Source organism: Herbaspirillum sp. Her2 (genome assembly GCF_057961375.1).
Genome location: NZ_CM176331.1, coordinates 1184532 through 1202799, shown reverse-complemented (window position 1 = coordinate 1202799; position 18268 = coordinate 1184532). Strand labels below are relative to the sequence as shown.

The following is an 18268-nucleotide window of genomic DNA, read 5'->3' as shown; positions in this document are numbered from 1 at the left end:
CGCCCTCATCACCAAAACAAGAAGACACGATGAAGAACAAGACCTTGTCCCTGCTGCTCCTGCTGCTGGTCAGCGGTGCTGCTGCCACCACCGGCACGGCGCTGGCACAAACGGCGGTGGTGGAACTGCCGCTGTCCGGCCCGGCCTATCGCCTGGCCCAGCAGGCCTATGCCTCGGCGGCGCGCGGTGCGTTCGGGCAGGCGCAGGCGCAACTGCAGGAAGCGATACGCCTGCGCCCGGATTCCATGGCCTTGCGCCGTCAATTGCGCGAACTGCGCCAACAGCAGCACGCCGGAATGAGCGCCAGGCGTGGCACGGCGCGCGACCCCGGCTATGCGGCCGCAGCAGCTGCTTATCGCGCCTATGATGGCAAGCGCTACGAGCAGGCCGTCACGCTGGCACGCCAGGCTGTGGCAGCCGCCCCGCACAATACCGCCTACTGGCTGCTGCTGGGCAATGCGCTGATCGAGACCCATGACTACGACCGCGCCAGCGAAGTACTGGCCCAAGGCGCAGACAAGGTCACGGACCAACGCCCGCTGCTGCGCCGCCAGCTGGAACTGCAACGCGAACGGGCCGCCATGGCTGCGGCCGAAGTCTTCCGCGCACAGGCCGACAACCACGCAGAGGCCGAGCTGGACGCTGCCCGCCGGGCCGTGGCACTGGCACCGCAGGAAATGGAATATCGCCTGATGCTGGTGATAGCCCTGCTGCACAACGAGCAGATCGCGCAGGCCGATCGCTCCGCCGACGAAGCCCATGCCATGGACGAACGCCAGCCCGGCCCGCTGCTGCTGCGCGCCTATGCCCGCGTGCGTCTGGGCCAGGCCGATGCCGCCCGCGCCGACTTCGCGCAGGCACGCCGGTTGGCAACCAGCGACAGCAGCGCCGCTGAACAACTGGATGCAGGGATTCTGCAGGCCGATGCCGAACTGGCCATGCAACAACCGCAGGCGGCATTGGATGTGCTGAACGATCTTGATCCCGACACGCTCGCCCCCGCAATCGATGCACGCCAAGCTGCGCGCTTGCGCCTGACGCGCCAGCAGGCCACCCAGGCACTGGGACGCTATCGGCTGGCGGCGCTCGGTGCCGAACAGCGCAACCCGTCGGTATCGTCGCGCCAGTACCCCGTGCCGGCGCTGGATTGCAGCCGCGATGGTGCCGAAAACGTCAATCCCTGCCACGTGACGTTTGGCGCGCAAGCGCGCGATGCCGGCTTCGATGCCGCCACACGCGGCTACCAGGCGATGCAGCAGCAACAGTACGCGCAGGCGGCGCAAGCAGCTAACGAGGCCGTAGCCCTGTCACCGCAGAATGCCGAATACCGCCTGCTGCTGATCGATGCCTTGCAGGCTGGTGGACAGGATCAGCAAGCCGAGCAGGCCATCAGCGCCACCCTGCAGGCACAGGGTGCAGACGGCCCCTTGCTGGCAAGGCGCGCAGCCTTGCGCGCGCAACTGGGCGATGCGACGGCTGCCCGCGCCGACGATGAGGCGGCCTTGGCGCAAGGCGGCTTGCCGGTCGAGACCGAGATCGCGCTGCTGGCCCGCACCGGTCATCCACGCGAAGCCCGTGAACGCTTCCTCGCCGCACGCGACGGCGGCGCGCTGGATGGACTGGATGATCTGCAACTGGCCTACCTGGCCGCCCAGGCCGGGGATGCCGGCGCTGCGCGGGACGCTTTCGGTCGCGCCGATGCAGGCGGCACCCTGCCCGCCCGCGCGCTTTCCGATGCGGGGTATGCCGCCATCGATGCCGGTGACGATGACGCCGCGCTGGGCTGGTTCAAGCGCAGCGTAGACCGTGCCGACGATGGCAGCCTGCCGCAGACGCCGCAGCAGCGCTTCGATACCCGCCGCAGCATCTCCACCATCGATCGCAGCGGCGGCTTCATCGCCTCGCTCACGCACAACGGCGGCGGCCCCAGCGCCGGCAATGGCGGACGTCCCGGTGCCTCCGCCACCGACAGCACCCTGCAGGCCGGAGCAGAAGCCTACTGGCGGCCCTTCGGCTATCAGGGCGGCCGTCCGGTCGAACTGTTCGCACGCGTGTTCCAGACTCTGCAAGACCAGTCCGGCGGTGCGACTGGCACGCAGACTGCGCAAGCCACCGTAGGCGCGCGCTGGAAGCCGCTGGCCAGCCAGAACCTGGTGCTGTCGCTGGGACGGCTGATCCCGCTGGGAAGCCAGTCCGCCGCCGACTGGCTGGTGCAGCTGGCCTATTCCGATGGCATCGGTACCGACCTGCGAGTGGATCGTCCCGACTGGTGGACCACGCAATGGTATGGCGAGGTCGGCCGCTACCTGCGCAATCCGCAGACCTATGGTCTGGCCTCGGTCCAGACCGGACGCAGTTTCCGGCTCGACAGCGTGAGCGATCAGCTGGTGCTGTTCCCGCATCTGAGCCTGAACGCCGACTTCAATTCGCTCAATACCCATCGCACCGCCATCGGCATGGGTCCGGGGGTGAACCTGCGTTACTGGTTCCGGGGCGATCGCTATCATGCACCGCGCTCCTATGTGGACCTGTCGCTGCAATATCGCTGGCGCGTCGGCGGCGATGAACGGGCGCAGGGATTCTTCTTCAGTACCACGCTGTCCTACTGAGTCCTCGTGAACCGCAGGTCCTCCCATGAAGTACATGCCACCGGCACCCTTGCCCTCCCCGCTGCGCCGTAGCGCCCTGCTGGCCGCTGCCTCGGCGTGGCTGCTGGCCGCCTGCGCCGGCTGTGACCTGCGCGCGCAAGCGCAGGGCGAGATCGAGGGCATCGTCTGGCAGCCCGACAATGCCACCGTCGAACCACGCGGCCAGTGGCAAAAACTGGGAGCGCGAACGCTGCTGGTGCAATGGAGCGCAGTCGATGGCCAGGCCTTTGTTGCAGGCAGTGATTTGCCGACCGTGCCACGCCTGCCCGACTGGCAGCGCATTGCGCGCGAACCATGGGCACAGGAGGTGATCCTCGGACTGGCCGGCCGCTTCGATGAAGCAGCCGCCCGCACCGACCTGCCGCAGCTGATCGCGCAATCGGCCAGGCTGGCAAGATTGTCCACGCCGCTCAAGGTCAGCGGCTGGTACTTCCCGGTGGAGATCGATCCGACCTGGACCGAGGCAGCCCGCTTGGGTGAGCTGCTCGGGCAGTTGCCGCGACCGCTGTGGATCAGCGTCTACGACAGCGCCAATGTGGGGCCGGAAGCACTGGCCGCAGGTCTGCTGTCATGGCTGCCGCCCGATGTGGGCGTGTTCTTCCAGGATGGCGTCGGCGTCTATGCCCACGAGCCGCAGGTGGCGCTGCACTACGTACAGGTGCTGTCGCAGCGGCTGGGGCCGGCGCGGGTGCGGATCATCGCCGAGGCCTTCCGCCCGCAACCCGGAGGCGGATTTCGCAGTGCCACCGTGGAGGAGCTGACGCCGCAATTGCAGCACTATCGCGGGTATCGGGTCTGGCTCTTCGACGGGCCGCATTACGTGAACGATGCGCTGGTAGAGGCGCTGCGTCCACGCTGAAACCGAGCGCGCCTCTCGTTACATCCCGTTACGTTTGTGAAGCATCTTCCCATGGTGCAGCCAGGCCGAGGCGGCCATCATCCCGCCCTGGCCTCATCAGGCGCGCATTTCCGGCCGCGCCATTGCTCTTCCATGGACGTCGTCTACCTGCACAGCCCCATCACCTATTCCATCGCACGGCAATTGCAGCGCGAGGGAGAAGTGCGCGCGCCGCTGGTGGTCTGCGGACGTGGCATGCAATGGGAGGGGCCCTACGTCAGCGTCATCGACGACGGCATCTGGGATCCGGCACGCACCGTGGCGTTTCTGGAGGAGATGGTGGCGGCCCTGCCTGCCACCTTCACGCCCTTGCGCATCTTCGTGCCGCACACCGGCTTCCTGCTGGGCAAGCTGCTCAAGCTGGCGGCAGCGGTGCAGACCGTGTGCTACCTGGAAGAAGGCAACACCTCCTGCAATCCCCAGCTGGCCGCACCGGCGCAAAATACCGCCGTCGATGCCACCGCACTGCTGCACATGCTGCAAGCCAGGCCGATGCTGATGCAGCGCCTGGGGCTGACGCTGCAAGCCATCCTGCAGATCAATGCGATGGCCCCCATCTGGTTCGATGCCCGCAGTCCGAAGTATGGCGGCGCCTACCGGGTCTCGCCGCAAGCCTTTCCGGGCCTGCCGGGCGTACGCACGGTCAGCCTGGCACCGCAGGGCGGCTTGCGCGAGACGCAGCGCCACTGGCTGTGCTTCCTGCCCAACATCATCAACATGGTGGCGCGCTGCGGCCAGCACAGCGAAGAGGCCCAGCGCAACCTGCATGGCCTGATGAGTTCGCTGCGCACCATGCAGGCGCTGGTGGCCAGCCAGCATGCGCGGCTGGTCATGAAATTCCACCCGGTCGACGAGGCCAATCTCAATCCGCAGTTCAAGCAGCAGTTCTACAGCTTCGGCCTCAGCTACGCCAGCTTCGCGGCGCAGCAAGCCATCGACGCGCAGCTGGAACCGGCGCTGTTCGATTTCACCCGCTTCATCGTGATCAATGAATCGGCGGCCAGCCGCTATGTCGAACTGTTCCAGGGACTGGACTTCCTGATTTCGCTGAACCTGTTCTGACAAGGCGGCACGCAGGGCTCTGGGCGGGTTGACGCTTTCTGCACCGAGGCTGACGTTTTCTGCACCATGTCGCCGCTGCCGGCCCTCTACCATGGGCGCTCCTCAACCTTGACCGGAGCGCATTCATGTCCTTTTTCCGCTTTTCCGTGGCCACGCTGGCCCTGACGTTTTCTGCACTGTCGGCCCATGCTGCCGATTTCACCGTGACCAGCCGCGACATCCAGGATGGCAAGGCGCTGTCGAACGCGGAAGTCTTCAACGGCTTCGGCTGCAGCGGCCTGAACCGCTCGCCGCAGTTGTCCTGGTCCAACGCCCCGGCCGGCACCAAGAGCTTCGCCGTGACCGTGTATGACCCGGATGCCCCGACCGGCAGTGGCTGGTGGCACTGGACCGTGTTCAACCTGCCGGCCTCCACCACCAGCCTGCCGGCCGGCATCGATGCCCAGGGCCGCGGCCTGCCCGCGGGTGCCATCCAGGGCCGTACCGATTTCGGCAGCAGCGGCTACGGTGGTGCCTGCCCGCCAGCGGGTGTCAAGCCGCACCGCTATCAATTCGTGATTTGGGCACTGAACACCGAAAAATTGCCACTGGATGCGCAAGCCAGCGGTGCTATGCTCGGCTTCTTCCTCAACGGCGCGGCCCTCGGCCAGGCCCGCTTGACCGCCACCTACGGACGCTGATTCCCGCATGCAAAGTGACATCGCCATCCTGCCCTTCGCCCATGGCACCCGCCCCACGCTGACACGCATCCGCGCCCGGCACGAACAGCAGTTGCGCCAGGTCTTCATCGGCCTGGCCAGCATCTGCCACGTCCGCCAGGGCAAGAAGCGCATGCAATGGGGCCATCGCCATCTGCTGTGCGGGCAGGATGTGCTGGTGCTCATCGCCGCCGGTACCCAGGTCAATGTCGCCAACCTGCCCAAGGGTGGCGAATATGCGGCCGACATGGTGTCCCTGCCGCCGGCACTGATCGAGCGCTTTCGCCTGCACTATCCCGGCCAGGGCGTACAGGCGCGCGATGCCAGCGCGGTCAGCAGCGTGGCGCAGGATGCCGACATCCTGCGCGCCTGGCGCCATCTGCAAGACTGCATCCGCGAAGAAGCCGCCAGCGAACTGCAATGCCAGGCAGCCGAAGGCCTGCTGCTGGCCCTGAGCCTGCGCGGCGCCATCGGCGGCCTGCTGCGTGAACGTGGCGACGCCATCAGTCATCACATCGAACAGCACCTGCTGATGCTGGCCCCGGAAGAACGCAGCCTGGAACGCGTGGCCGAGGCTTTTCACTGCAGCGTGTCGACCCTGCGGCGGCGGCTGGCGCGCGAGCAGACCGGCTTCCGCGAATTGCTGGACAAGGTGCAGCTGGGACTGGCGCTGGACCAGTTGCAGGCCTCGTCCTTGCCCATCGCCGACATTGCCTCGGCCTGCGGATATGACTCGCCCTCGCGCTTTGCGATGCGCTTTCGGCAGCATTACGGGATCAGCCCCAGCGAGTTGCGGCAGACCCTGCCCTGAGGTCAAAGCCTCCCGAACCTTACCCCCAAACGGCGCGTTGACCTGCGTGGCTCAACAACAAGCGCCGTCATCCGGGTACGAAAGCACCGACACGCGATTGAAACAGCGTCCGACTGCCCGCATTCGGCGCAGGACCTAGTATGGCTCCAACGGCTCGCGATGGCGGGACGCCCCCCCACAACAACCTTAGGAGATCTCCATGTCCAAACCGACCCTGAAATTCCTCGGCACTGCCTTGGTAGTGGCTGCCTTCAGCACCGGCGCCTTCGCACAGAATGCCGGCGGTGCCAGCGGTGGTGCAGCCGGTTCCGGCGCGGCTGGCTCGGGCGCAGCAGGTGCCACCGGCGCACAGACCACGCCCAACAACAGCGCCACTGAGTCGGGCAGCTCCTCTTCCGGCAAGAGCATGCGCAGCCACAACAAGTCGGACAAGTCGATGGACAAGTCGATGAAGAGCGGCAGCCAGAATTCCCGCTCGGGCAACAACGCCAATACCACTGACTCGAAGAACGGCCCGCTGGGCACCTCGCCGGGCGGCAATGGCGGCGGCACCGGTGGCGCCGGCGGCTCGGGCTCCTGATCGCTTGCGCAGCAATGCGCAGATGACTCAGATACTCTGATGACCTTTTCCAGCTTTTGTTGTCTCCGTAGTTCCTGTTGTTTCGTTGTGTAGTTGTTTCTGTTGTCTCCGTAGTTTCCTGTTGTTTGATGCTTGAGCGCAGCATGGCGAAGTCTTCATGCCTCCCGCCATGCATGATTTGCCCCGCCGAAGCTGACGGGGCTTTTTTATGGCTGCAGCCAGCAGTCGTTCGACGGTGAAAACGCGCGTGGCGGGAGGGTACAATGTCGCCTTCGCTTACTGCCCGCGCCTGTCCATGACCGATCATCTGGAAATTTTTTACCGGCTCCTGTTCGCCATGCTCATCGGCTGCGTCATCGGCATCGACCGCAACCTGCGCGGCAAGCCGACCGGCATGAAGACCCTGGGCCTGGTGGCGCTGGGATCGGCATTGGTCACGATGGCCGCCATGGACTTCTCGCTGGAGTCCGATGTGCATAGCCGCGATGCGGTCAGCCGTGCCATCCAGGGTGTCATCACCGGCATTGGTTTCCTTGGCGCGGGCGTGATCATCCATGAACAGCGCAGCGAGAAGGTACGCGGCCTGACCACGGCGGCATCGATCTGGGTGACCGCTGCGGTGGGCATCGTCTGCGGCGCCGGCTGGTGGCGCGTGGCGCTGATGGCGACGGGTCTGATCCTGACCTTGTTCGTCGTAGGCCGTCCGCTGGAACACTTCCTGCACCGCCGATGGCTGCGCAAGACCGACGACGAACGCGCCGACATCAGCGCGCGCGAAGAAGACTGATGCCTTTCGGCAAGAGGGGAAAACCCAGGCCCCCAGTCACCCCTCATGCACTGCAACGATGCACTGCACCACGAACGCGCAGACTGCACTCGAATACATCATGCAATGATATATATCGGTGATCGGGCCCCGCGCCACTACCGCGCTTCATTTCCGCCTTCCTCTCCGCAAAACCGCGCCCGTGCTGCCTCCGTGCCAAATCCCTGCGGCTGGCACGGCCTTTGCTCAATGTCCATCAGGATCAAGGACGATCCACCACTTTGATGCCGATCTAACGATGGATCTGCAATGCATACGGACAATGGCGTCCGCTTGAAACGAGGCAAGGCCTCGGATTCGAGCGGGCGCCTTTTTGTTTTTACGGGACCCCGACATGAGCAAATCCAATCGTATCGCGCTGTTCTCCCTGGGCACGCCCCAGATGCGCGCCTTCCATCTCACCTGGATGGCCTTCTTCGTCTGCTTCTTCGCCTGGTTCGCCTGCGCGCCGCTGATGCCGGTCATCAAGGGGGAATTCCACCTCACCCCCGGCCAGATCGCCAACATCAACATCGCCGCCGTGGCCGTGACCATCCTGGTGCGCCTCATCATCGGCCCCATGTGCGACCGCTTCGGTCCGCGCAAGGCCTATACCGGGCTGCTGCTGGCCGGTGCCGTGCCGGTCATCGGCGTGGCCTTCGCGCAGAGCTACGAGAGCTTCCTGTTCTTCCGCCTGCTCATCGGTGCCGTCGGTGCCAGCTTCGTCATCACGCAGTACCACACCTCGGTCATGTTCGCTCCCAACGTGGTCGGCACGGCCAATGCGGCCACGGCCGGCTGGGGCAATGCGGGCGGCGGCGTGGCACAGGGCGTGATGCCCCTGCTGATGGCCGCCATGCTGATGCTGGGCGTCTCGCAAGGCTGGGGCTGGCGTGCGGCGCTGCTGGTGCCGGGCGTGCTGATGCTGGTGATGGCCGCGCTCTACTGGCGCTTTACCCAGGACTGCCCGGAAGGCAACTATGACGAACTGCGCGCCGCCGGCGTGACCATCGAAAGCGGCAAGCGCGGCGGCTGGGCCAGCTTTCGTGCAGCGGCCGCCAACTATCGCGTTTGGATGCTCTTCATCACCTACGGTGCCTGCTTCGGCGTGGAAATCTTCATCCACAACATCGCTGCCATCTACTACGTGGACCACTTCCAGCTCTCGCTGGAGTCGGCCGGTATCGCTGCTGCCAGCTTCGGCCTGCTGGCGCTGTTTGCTCGCGCCCTGGGCGGCTACATCTCGGACAAGGTGGCCCTGCGTGGCGGCCTGAACCGCCGCGCCACCCTGCTCTTCGTGATGATGCTGGGCGAAGGCCTGGGCCTGCTGTGGTTCGCCCATGCCGGCAGCGTGGTGGCCGCCGTCATCGCCATGCTGTGCTTCGGCCTGTTCACCCACATGGCCTGCGGCGCGACCTATGCGCTGGTGCCCTTCATCGACCGCAAGGCACTCGGCGGCGTGGCCGGCATCATCGGTGCCGGTGGCAACGTCGGTGCAGTGGCCGCGGGCTTCCTGATGAAGGGCCTGGGCAACACCCAGCAGACGCTGTCGATGCTGGGCGTGCTGGTGACCATTTCGGCACTGTGCGCAGTGGCCATCCGTTTCACCGCGTCGGACAAGAGCGGCGATGCCGCCCTGGCCGACAGCAAAGTTGCAGCCTGAGGAGAGCACCCATGAACATCATCGTCATCGGCCACGGCATGGTCGGCCACAAATTCCTGGAATGCCTGGCCGAGAGCGGCGCAGGCGACCTCAAGGTCACCATCCTCTGTGAAGAACCGCGTCCGGCCTACGACCGCGTGCACCTCTCCGAATTCTTTGCAGGCAAGAGCGCGGAAGATCTGTCGCTGGTGGCACCCGGTTTCTTCGACGCCGGCCGCAGCCCGGTGCAGTTCGATCTCAAACTGAACGCCAAGGCGCGGCACATCGACCTGGAACGCAAGCAGGTGGTGGTCAACGTGGCCGGCGCAGAAGAGACCTTGTCCTATGACAAACTGGTACTGGCCACCGGCTCCTATCCCTTCGTGCCGACGGTGGCGGGCAACCAGCGCAAGGATTGCTTCGTCTATCGCACCATCGAAGACCTGGAAGCGATGCTGGAATGCGGCAGCCGTTCCAAGAGCGGCGTGGTCATCGGCGGCGGCCTGCTGGGCCTGGAATGCGCCAAGGCCCTGCGTGACCTGAAGCTGGAAACCCACGTGGTCGAATTTGCGCCGCGCCTGATGGCGGTGCAGGTCGATGAAAGCGGTGGCCGCATCCTGCGCCAGAAAATCGAGGAACTGGGCGTGACCGCCCATACGCAAAAGAACACGGTCGAGATCGTCGATGGCAAGCAGCACACCCATCGCATGAATTTCGAAGATGGCTCGCACCTGGAAACCGACATGATCGTGTTCTCCGCCGGCATCCGCCCGCGTGACGAACTGGCGCGCCAGGCTGGCCTGAAGGTCGGTGACCGTGGCGGCATCGTCATCGACAACAGCTGCCTCACCTCGGACGCGGCCGTCTATGCCATCGGTGAATGCGCCCTGTGGAACGGCAAGATCTTTGGTCTGGTCGCTCCCGGCTACGACATGGCCCGCACTGCGGCCAAGCACCTGCTCTCGCACCGCGATGACGCCATCGAAGTGCCGGCCTTCAACGGCGCCGACATGAGCACCAAGTTGAAGCTCATGGGCGTGGACGTGGCCAGCATCGGCGATGCGCACGGCAAGGAAGCCGGCAGCCGCTCCTACCAGTTCACCGACGAACGCAAGCAGATCTACAAGAAGATCGTGGTCTCCGAATCGGGCAAGCATCTGCTGGGCGCAGTGATGGTGGGCGATGCTGCCGAATACGGCACCCTGCTGCAAATGATGCTCAACAAGATCGAGCTGCCGGAGTCGCCCGAATTCCTGATCCTGCCGCAATCCGACGGCAAGGCCAAACCCGGCCTGGGCGTGGATGCCCTGCCGGAATCGGCGCAGATCTGCTCCTGCAACAACGTCTCCAAGGGCCAGCTGTGTGCAGCGGTCGCCTCGGGTGTCACGACGATTGGCGACCTGAAGGCTTGCACCAAGGCCGGCACCGCCTGCGGCGGCTGCGTGCCGCTGGTCACGCAGGTGATGAAGGCGGAGATGAAGAAGCAGGGCCTGGCCGTCAACAACCATGTCTGCGAACACTTCCCCTACTCCCGCCAGGAAATCCACCATCTGGTGCGCGTGGGCCAGATCAAGAGTTTCGATGAACTGCTGGCCAAGCATGGCAAGGGTCTGGGCTGCGATGTCTGCAAGCCGATGGTGGCCAATGTGCTGGCCTCGCTGTGGAACGACTTCGTGCTCAAGAAGGAACACGCAGGCCTGCAGGATTCCAACGACTACTTCCTCGGCAACATCCAGAAGGATGGCACCTACTCGGTGGTGCCGCGCATGGCCGGTGGCGAAGTCACGCCCGATGGCCTGATCGCGGTCGGCCAGATCGCAAAGAAATACGGCCTCTACACCAAGATCACCGGCGGCCAGCGGGTGGACCTCTTCGGTGCCCGCGTGGACCAGCTGCCGGATATCTGGGAAGAACTGATCGCCGCCGGTTTCGAGACTGGCCACGCCTACGGCAAGTCGCTGCGCACCGTCAAATCCTGCGTCGGTTCCACTTGGTGCCGTTACGGCGTGGGTGACAGCGTGGGCTTCGCCGTGCGCCTGGAAAACCGCTACAAGGGCTTGCGTTCGCCGCACAAGATCAAGTTCGGCGTCTCCGGCTGCACCCGTGAATGCGCCGAGGCGCAAGGCAAGGACGTGGGCATCATCGCCACCGACAAGGGCTGGAACCTGTACGTCTGCGGCAATGGCGGCATGAAGCCGCGCCATGCCGAACTGATCGCCTCCGACCTGGATGAAGAAACCCTGACCCGCTACGTCGACCGCTTCCTGATGTTCTACGTGCGCACGGCCGACCGCCTGCAACGCACCAGCACCTGGCGCGAGAATCTGGAAGGCGGACTGGACTACCTCAAGAGCGTGGTCATCGAGGACAAGCTGGGCATCGCCGCCGAGCTGGAAACCGAGATGCAGCGCGTGGTCGACACCTACCAGTGCGAATGGAAGAAGGCCGTCACCGATCCGGAAACGCGCAAGCGCTTCCGTCACTTCGTCAACAGCAAGGCGGCCGATGGCAACATCAAATTCGTCGAGGAACGCGGCCAGATCCGTCCGGCCACGGTGGCCGAGAAGAAGCTGCTCGATATTCCGGTCGTCGTCGAGACCGTGTGAACATCAGGAAAAATCAGGAGCCCGGCATGCACAGCGACCAACAAATCAAGCACTGGACCCCCGTCTGCGAACTGGCCGAGATCGTCCCCAACACGGGCGTGGCCGCGCTGATCGGCGACCAGCAGGTAGCCATCTTCCACGTGATCGACCGCAGCCAGGGCGAGCCGCAGCCGCGCGTCTTCGCCATCGGCAATTACGATCCCAACGCCCAGGCCGCCGTGCTTTCGCGCGGCCTGGTGGGCAACCTGGGCGAACGCATCGTGGTGGCCTCACCGATCTACAAGCATCACTTTGATCTCACCACCGGGCAATGCCTGGAACAACCTGCCAATTCGGTCCCCGCCTGGCCGGCGCGCATCGACGAAGGCAAAGTCTGGATCGGTGGCTGAGATGACGACCGCCAAGCCCTCGCTGGTGGTGGTCGGCAATGGCATGGCCGGCATGCGCACGGTGGAGGAATTGCTCAAGCTCGCACCGGATCTCTACGACATCACCGTCTTCGGTGCCGAGCCGCATGGCAACTACAACCGCATCATGCTCTCGCCGGTACTGGCCGGTGACAAGAGCATCGATGACATCATGCTCAACCCGCGCGCATGGTATGACGAACACGGCATCACGCTGCATGCGGGCGACCCGGTGGTGCAGATCGACCGCCGCCAGCGCACCGTCCACGCGCAATCCGGCCTCGCGGTGAAATACGACCGCCTGCTGCTGGCCACCGGCTCCACGCCCTTCATCATCCCGGTGCCGGGCCATCAACTGCCGGGCGTGATCGCCTTCCGCGACATCCAGGACGTGGACACCATGCTGCAAGCCGCGCGCACGCATCGCCATGCCGTGGTGATCGGCGGCGGCCTGCTCGGGCTGGAAGCGGCCAATGGATTGATGCGCCAAGGCATGGACGTGACCGTGGTGCACGTCACGGATGCGCTGATGAACCAGCAGCTCGACAAGCCCGCCGCCGCCCTGCTCAAAAAAGCGCTGGAAGACAAGGGCCTGCGCTTCCTCCTCAACGCCCATACGGACGAGATCGTCGGCCCGGATCGCGTGACCGCCGTGCGCTTCAAGGATGGCAGCAGCATTCCCGCCGACCTGGTGGTGATGACGGCGGGCGTGCGCCCCAACATCGCGCTGGCCAAGTCGGCAGGGCTGCATTGCGAGCGCGCCATCATCGTCGACGACACCCTGCAGACCTATGACCCGCGCATCTATGCCGTGGGCGAATGCGTGCAGCACCGCAAGGCCACCTTCGGACTGGTGGCCCCGATCTGGGATCAGGCGCGCGTGTGCGGTGCGCACCTGGCCGGTGCCGGCCATCGCCGCTATGTGCAGCAGGCCACGGCGACCAAGCTCAAGGTCACCGGTGTGGACCTGTATTCGGCCGGCGATTTCATCGGCGGTGAAGATACCGAAGACCTGGTGGTACGCGACCCACGACGCGGCATCTACAAGCGCCTGGTATTGCGCGGCTCGCGCCTCGTCGGCGCGGTGCTGTATGGTGATGTCAAAGACGGACCGTGGTACTTCGACCTGATCCAGAGCGGCCGCGACATCAGCGCCTTCCGGCGCGAACTGCCGTTTGGACAGGCCATGTGCCAGCATGCTGCCTAGCCATTGCGGCGACCACGGCAATTAGTAACAGAGGATACCAATGAATCTTGCACAGACCCCGCTGGCCCTGGCCGTGGCCACCACCTCGACTACCTGCCCGTACTGCGGCGTGGGCTGCGGCGTGACGGCTTCGCTCAAGGACGATGGCCGCATCGGCGTGCAGGGCGACGTGCAGCATCCCGCCAACTTCGGCCGCCTGTGCGTGAAAGGCTCGGCCCTCGCCGAAACGGTGGATCTGGATGGCCGTCTGCTGCATCCGCAAGTGCGCGATGCGCAGGGCGCATTGCAACAGGTATCGTGGGATCAGGCGCTGGACCAGGTGGCGAGCAAGTTCTCTGCCGTCATCGCCGAACATGGTCCGGATGCCGTGGCCCTGTATGTCTCGGGACAATTGCTGACCGAGGACTACTACATCGCCAACAAGCTCATGAAGGGCTACATCGGCAGCGCCAACATCGATACCAATTCGCGGCTGTGCATGTCCTCGGCGGTGGCCGGCCACAAGCGCGCCTTCGGTGAAGACCTGGTGCCGGTCTGCTATGAAGACCTGGAGCTGGCCGACCTGATCGTGCTGGTCGGGTCCAATGCCGCGTGGTGCCACCCCATCCTCTTCCAGCGCATCGCCAAACTGAAGGAGACCCGCCCAGCCCTGCGCCTGATCGTGATCGATCCGCGCCGCACCGCGACCTGCGAACTGGCGGACTTGCACCTGCCCGTCAAGGCGGGCACGGATGTGTGGCTCTTCAACGGCTTGATGAGTTACCTCGCCCATCGCGGCCTGCGGGACAACGCCTTCATCGCCGCGCACACCAATGGCTTCGACGAGGCATTGGCAGTGGCCGATGCCGAGTGCGCCGATCCCGCCACGGTAGCGCGCATCTGCAAGGTGGATCTGCAGGACTTGCTGGACTTTTACGAAGCCTTTGCCGAGACCGAGAAGGTCGTCACCGGTTTTTCCATGGGCGTGAACCAATCCTCGGTTGGCACCGACAAGGTCAACAGCATCATCAACTGCCATCTGGCCACCGGCCGCATCGGCAAGCCCGGCATGGGCCCCTTCTCCATCACCGGCCAGCCCAATGCGATGGGCGGACGCGAGGTCGGCGGACTGGCCAACATGCTGGCCGCGCACATGGACCTCGACCAGCCATTGCATCGCGAGATCGTGCAGGAGTTCTGGCAATCCCCGCGTATCGCGGACAAGCCGGGCCTCAAGGCGGTGGACATGTTCCGCGCCATCGAGGAAGGCCGCATCAAGGCGGTGTGGATCATGGCCACCAATCCGCTGGTGAGCCTGCCTGATGCCGACCTGGTGCAGCGGGCGCTGCAGAAGTGCGAGCTGGTGGTGTCTTCCGACGTCATCACGCAAACCGATACCAATGCACTGGCCCATGTGCTGCTGCCGGCGCTGGCCTGGGGCGAGAAGGATGGGACGGTGACCAATTCCGAACGCCGCATTTCGCGGCAACGGGCTTTCCTCACGGCACCGGGCGAGGCACGCGGTGACTGGCAGATCATCTGCGAGGTCGCGCAGCGCATGGGCTTTGCGGGATTTGATTTCGCGGGCCCGCATGCGATCTTTGACGAACACGCGCGCCTGTCCGCACATCGCAATGGCGAGGCCGATGCAGGAGGTGAACACCGTGCACGCCGCGTCTTCAATCTCTCCGGCCTGACCGGGATGGACAAGGCCGCTTATGACGCAATGGCACCGATCCAGTGGCCCGTGCAGCGCTTGTCTGATGGCAGCATCAGCGGCACGGCACGCGTCCTGGAAGATCATCGTTTCACCCACGCCGATGGGCGCGCGCGTTTTGTGCCGACCGCACCGCGCACGCCGGGCCACGCCGTTTGCGAGGATTACCCGCTGATCCTCAACACCGGCCGCGTGCGCGATCACTGGCACACCATGACGCGCACCGGCAAGTCGGCCACGCTGGCCAGCCATATTCCGGAATCCTTCATTGACCTGCACCCGCAGGATGCGCTGCTGTATGGCGTGCGCGAAGGCGGTCTGGCGCGCATCAGCAGCCGCTGGGGCGCGATGGTGGCGCGCGTGCAGCATGGTGGCGGCATTCCGCGCGGCAATGTGTTCGTGCCGATCCACTGGAACGGACAGTCCGCCTCCGATGCGCGTGTGGGGGCGGTGGTCAATCCGGTGGTCGATCCGGTCTCGGGCGAGCCGGAGTTCAAGCACACGCCGGTGGCGATCGAAGAATTCCGCGTGGGCTGGCATGGCTTCATCCTCACGCGCCATGCGCTGGATCTGGATGACATCACTCACTGGACACGCGTGCAGGGCCGGGATTTTGTGCGATATGAACTGGCCGGCCGCAATCACATCAGCGACCACACCGCGTGGGCAAGGGCGCTCTTGGGCGTGCAGGCCGATGATGCGGACTGGCTGGAGTATGAAGACCTGAGCGATGGCAGCTATCGCGCGGTGCATGTGGTGGATGATCGCATCGACATGTGCCTGTTCATGTCGGCGCGCCCTGACCTGCCCTCGCGCTCGTGGCTGGCGGGACTGTTTGCCAAGGAGAAGCTGGAAGAAGCTGACCGCGTCGGCCTGCTCGTGGGTCAGCCGATTGAGAAAGGTGCTGACGCCGGGCCGACGGTGTGTTCGTGTTTTGGTGTGGGACGCAACACCATCTGCAATGCGATCCGTGCGCAGGGATTGACGGAGGTGAGCCAGGTGACGGCGTGTGTGAAAGCGGGCGGCAATTGCGGCTCGTGCGTGCCGGAGATCAAGAAGCTGATGGTGGAGATCAGGGTGCAGGGCGAGGCCGAAGCACGGGAGCGGGAGACGGCGGCTTAGGGTCTTGTTTGAAGAATTTGCATTCTTTGTTGACCATTTGAAAGAGATGCTGCTATTATCTCGCTTCTCGGAGTGTAGCGCAGCCCGGTAGCGCACCTGGTTTGGGACCAGGGGGTCCAAGGTTCGAATCCTTGTACTCCGACCACTCATCAAAAACGGGCTGTCTGTGACAGCCCGTTTTCTTTTTCTGGATCGTTGGCGGTAGCGCATCGGCGCAGCATCACCGCCAGCCACGCCGAACTGCCCTTAGCTCAACTGGATAGAGCAATGGCCTTCTAAGCCATAGGTCGGGGGTTCGAGTCCCTCAGGGCAGGCCAAATTCTCTCAGAAAACTTAAGCGCTCGCGGAATCTTTAGTGGACGGCAATCATCATGGCGGCGCACATATTTTGCGTTGTGGGTGCGCTCCAGATATGCTCGCCGCCCTCATTAATACCTCCATCATATTGTGCATGCGCAAGCACATAGGCTCTCAAACAAGGTGAGCCTCCCTCCGGTAAGAGAAAGGCTCACGCCTCATTAAATCAATTTTTCCAGTTTGGACGAGGCGATACCGACCGCAATTTGTAAGGCTATACCGATTGCGAATTTAACGCCAACTGACCACCTTTGAGCGCTAAATTTCTCAACCAGCTTTACATCTCCCTTATTCAGCTTCAGGTAAGAGAGGATAGGATATGTATCGATTGCGTACTCTATTGCCTCGCCTGCCAACTTACCTAACAACATTCCGACGCATGCTCCAGCGCCATAGAGAACAAAGAACCGAGCCGTATTTTCAAGATGGATCGGACTGGCAAACGCCGCAGGGATAGCAGCAAGAGCAAAATAGGCTAACGACATTACGGTTATGATCGGGGTCACGACAGGAATTATGTGCGACCATCTTCTTGCAAATCTCAGCCATTGCTTGCGAGGAACAACATCACACCCCTCGACCCACTCATCAAAAGCCTCGACAAATCCACGAGCGATTACGTAATCAGCATACTCGACCGTTACCTCCGCGGTCATTTCTGCGACCATCCCTATTATGTGGCCCCTGATGAACGGAGGCGTTTCTCTTTCAATCTGAATCAATAGAGCAACCCGCGACACAAGGCGGACGGTAACTACATACTCTTGGGGCTTCTGTATCCCTGCGGGAATAATCGAGAAGTTATATCGCAACACCACGCTTACCGTAGGACTAGTTGCATTCGAGTTGTAGGCAGAAAAGCGTTCAAATGAAGTGAACTGTTCTTTGCGCTCTTTGTCATGAAAGACCGAAATCACTTCATTCCTGGCGACAATATTATGCACGTCGCAAAGCTGCATGATTTTATAGTGGAGCTGCTGAATGTTCGAAAATTCCAATAACAGATTTTCCGTATATCTCTTCCGAATTTGTTCGGTACGCCCAGTAACTTGATGGTAAATGTCCTGGTACATCTTAAGAGATACAGGCGTACCACCTCTTCCAACATGCACCTCCCTCGCCGCATCCCCATTCCCAGCGTCACGATGCTCAATTACGTCGCTCATTGCTTCCCCTATTCTTTAGATTTAGCTGCAGATGCCAGTAACTCATGGACTCCCGATATCTTCGGAGGAGATTTGTCGCTATCCTGCTCGCGTAATGAATTAACTGCAGCGCAAATTTTATCTCGAATTTTGTGGACACTACCGCGCCCCGCTTCAACGTAACTGCGCCACATCCCATCCTCTAAAATCAACAAAAAACTTTGATCGTCAGGGCCGGGGGGGCTGTTAAAAGCGATAACGCGGATAAGGAATGATCTGCTCTTAGCGCAGATACGCGACACCGTCTGAGAAAACGGTCTCCAGTCTTCAAATGAAAGGAAATAAGAACGCGAGCGCTGTTTAGTGGCCGAATTTCTGGAATTGCTCCGATTAACCTTTAATGAGGTGGAGATCAAGTCCAAACCATAAGCCAGCGGGGGAGATATACATTCCCCGATGCCCGCTTTCAAATTAACGAATTAGCTGATTGAAACTTTACGACTTCTCAGCAAAAACCAATCCCACCACTTAAAATAGCCAGCGCTGAAGACGCCAACTCCGGTCAGCGATCTTCAGCGAAACAC

Annotated in this window: 13 protein-coding genes and 2 tRNA genes; 14 read left to right on the top strand and 1 reads right to left on the bottom strand. The window is 63.1% G+C overall.

Going from position 1 to position 18268, the window contains the following annotated elements; all coding sequences use genetic code 11:
- Window positions 1–29 precede the first annotated feature (29 nt).
- From ACWHXP_RS05475 to ACWHXP_RS05410, 14 genes are all read left to right on the top strand, one after another.
- Complete coding sequence (locus tag ACWHXP_RS05475; RefSeq protein ID WP_489634308.1) at window positions 30–2609, top strand: NfrA family protein; 2580 nt, start codon at window positions 30–32, stop codon at window positions 2607–2609.
- A gap of 25 nt (window positions 2610–2634) precedes the next feature.
- Complete coding sequence (locus ACWHXP_RS05470) at window positions 2635–3507, top strand: alpha-amylase family protein (RefSeq protein WP_489634309.1); 873 nt, start codon at window positions 2635–2637, stop codon at window positions 3505–3507.
- Window positions 3508–3558: 51 nt separating this feature from the next.
- Window positions 3559–4608: a hypothetical protein gene (locus ACWHXP_RS05465; protein ID WP_489634310.1), complete on the top strand. Its 1050-nt coding sequence runs from the start codon at window positions 3559–3561 to the stop codon at window positions 4606–4608.
- Between the two features lie 125 nt (window positions 4609–4733).
- A complete protein-coding gene (locus ACWHXP_RS05460; protein WP_489634311.1) occupies window positions 4734–5288 on the top strand; it encodes a YbhB/YbcL family Raf kinase inhibitor-like protein in 555 nt (184 codons plus the stop codon).
- 7 nt (window positions 5289–5295) lie between these two features.
- Window positions 5296–6117 carry a helix-turn-helix transcriptional regulator gene (locus ACWHXP_RS05455; RefSeq protein ID WP_039785463.1) on the top strand — a complete coding sequence of 274 codons (822 nt, stop codon included), beginning with the start codon at window positions 5296–5298 and terminating at the stop codon, window positions 6115–6117.
- Between the two features lie 199 nt (window positions 6118–6316).
- Window positions 6317–6697: a hypothetical protein gene (locus ACWHXP_RS05450; protein ID WP_121041804.1), complete on the top strand. Its 381-nt coding sequence runs from the start codon at window positions 6317–6319 to the stop codon at window positions 6695–6697.
- Between the two features lie 295 nt (window positions 6698–6992).
- Window positions 6993–7484: an MgtC/SapB family protein gene (locus ACWHXP_RS05445; protein WP_039785458.1), complete on the top strand. Its 492-nt coding sequence runs from the start codon at window positions 6993–6995 to the stop codon at window positions 7482–7484.
- 373 nt (window positions 7485–7857) lie between these two features.
- Window positions 7858–9165 carry an MFS transporter gene (locus tag ACWHXP_RS05440; protein WP_121041806.1) on the top strand — a complete coding sequence of 436 codons (1308 nt, stop codon included), beginning with the start codon at window positions 7858–7860 and terminating at the stop codon, window positions 9163–9165.
- A gap of 11 nt (window positions 9166–9176) precedes the next feature.
- On the top strand, window positions 9177–11750 hold the full coding sequence (gene nirB, locus ACWHXP_RS05435; RefSeq protein WP_489634312.1) for a nitrite reductase large subunit NirB: 2574 nt from the start codon (window positions 9177–9179) through the stop codon (window positions 11748–11750).
- 26 nt (window positions 11751–11776) lie between these two features.
- Window positions 11777–12139 (top strand): nitrite reductase small subunit NirD, encoded by a 363-nt coding sequence (gene nirD, locus ACWHXP_RS05430; RefSeq protein ID WP_489634313.1) that lies wholly within the window; start codon window positions 11777–11779, stop codon window positions 12137–12139.
- Window position 12140: 1 nt separating this feature from the next.
- Window positions 12141–13364: an NAD(P)/FAD-dependent oxidoreductase gene (locus tag ACWHXP_RS05425; protein ID WP_343743301.1), complete on the top strand. Its 1224-nt coding sequence runs from the start codon at window positions 12141–12143 to the stop codon at window positions 13362–13364.
- Between the two features lie 40 nt (window positions 13365–13404).
- Entirely contained in the window at window positions 13405–16182 is a 2778-nt protein-coding gene (locus ACWHXP_RS05420; protein ID WP_489634314.1) for a molybdopterin-dependent oxidoreductase, read from the top strand.
- Between the two features lie 68 nt (window positions 16183–16250).
- Window positions 16251–16327 (top strand) — tRNA-Pro (locus ACWHXP_RS05415).
- 95 nt (window positions 16328–16422) lie between these two features.
- Window positions 16423–16499: transfer RNA gene (locus ACWHXP_RS05410), tRNA-Arg, on the top strand.
- Window positions 16500–16700: 201 nt separating this feature from the next.
- Here ACWHXP_RS05410 and ACWHXP_RS05405 read toward each other — a convergent pair.
- Window positions 16701–17705 carry a hypothetical protein gene (locus ACWHXP_RS05405; protein WP_489634315.1) on the bottom strand — a complete coding sequence of 335 codons (1005 nt, stop codon included), beginning with the start codon at window positions 17703–17705 and terminating at the stop codon, window positions 16701–16703.
- Window positions 17706–18268: the final 563 nt, after the last annotated feature.

Excerpts from the sequence above, each read along its gene's own strand:
- ACWHXP_RS05475 (WP_489634308.1), top strand. The coding sequence starts at position 30 with ATGAAGAACAAGACCTTGTCCCTGCTGCTCCTGCTGCTGGTCAGCGGT.
- ACWHXP_RS05470 (WP_489634309.1), top strand. The coding sequence starts at position 2,635 with ATGAAGTACATGCCACCGGCACCCTTGCCCTCCCCGCTGCGCCGTAGC.
- ACWHXP_RS05465 (WP_489634310.1), top strand. The coding sequence starts at position 3,559 with ATGGTGCAGCCAGGCCGAGGCGGCCATCATCCCGCCCTGGCCTCATCA.
- ACWHXP_RS05460 (WP_489634311.1), top strand. The coding sequence starts at position 4,734 with ATGTCCTTTTTCCGCTTTTCCGTGGCCACGCTGGCCCTGACGTTTTCT.
- ACWHXP_RS05455 (WP_039785463.1), top strand. The coding sequence starts at position 5,296 with ATGCAAAGTGACATCGCCATCCTGCCCTTCGCCCATGGCACCCGCCCC.
- ACWHXP_RS05450 (WP_121041804.1), top strand. The coding sequence starts at position 6,317 with ATGTCCAAACCGACCCTGAAATTCCTCGGCACTGCCTTGGTAGTGGCT.
- ACWHXP_RS05445 (WP_039785458.1), top strand. The coding sequence starts at position 6,993 with ATGACCGATCATCTGGAAATTTTTTACCGGCTCCTGTTCGCCATGCTC.
- ACWHXP_RS05440 (WP_121041806.1), top strand. The coding sequence starts at position 7,858 with ATGAGCAAATCCAATCGTATCGCGCTGTTCTCCCTGGGCACGCCCCAG.
- nirB (WP_489634312.1), top strand. The coding sequence starts at position 9,177 with ATGAACATCATCGTCATCGGCCACGGCATGGTCGGCCACAAATTCCTG.
- nirD (WP_489634313.1), top strand. The coding sequence starts at position 11,777 with ATGCACAGCGACCAACAAATCAAGCACTGGACCCCCGTCTGCGAACTG.
- ACWHXP_RS05425 (WP_343743301.1), top strand. The coding sequence starts at position 12,141 with ATGACGACCGCCAAGCCCTCGCTGGTGGTGGTCGGCAATGGCATGGCC.
- ACWHXP_RS05420 (WP_489634314.1), top strand. The coding sequence starts at position 13,405 with ATGAATCTTGCACAGACCCCGCTGGCCCTGGCCGTGGCCACCACCTCG.
- ACWHXP_RS05405 (WP_489634315.1), bottom strand. The coding sequence starts at position 17,705 with ATGAGCGACGTAATTGAGCATCGTGACGCTGGGAATGGGGATGCGGCG.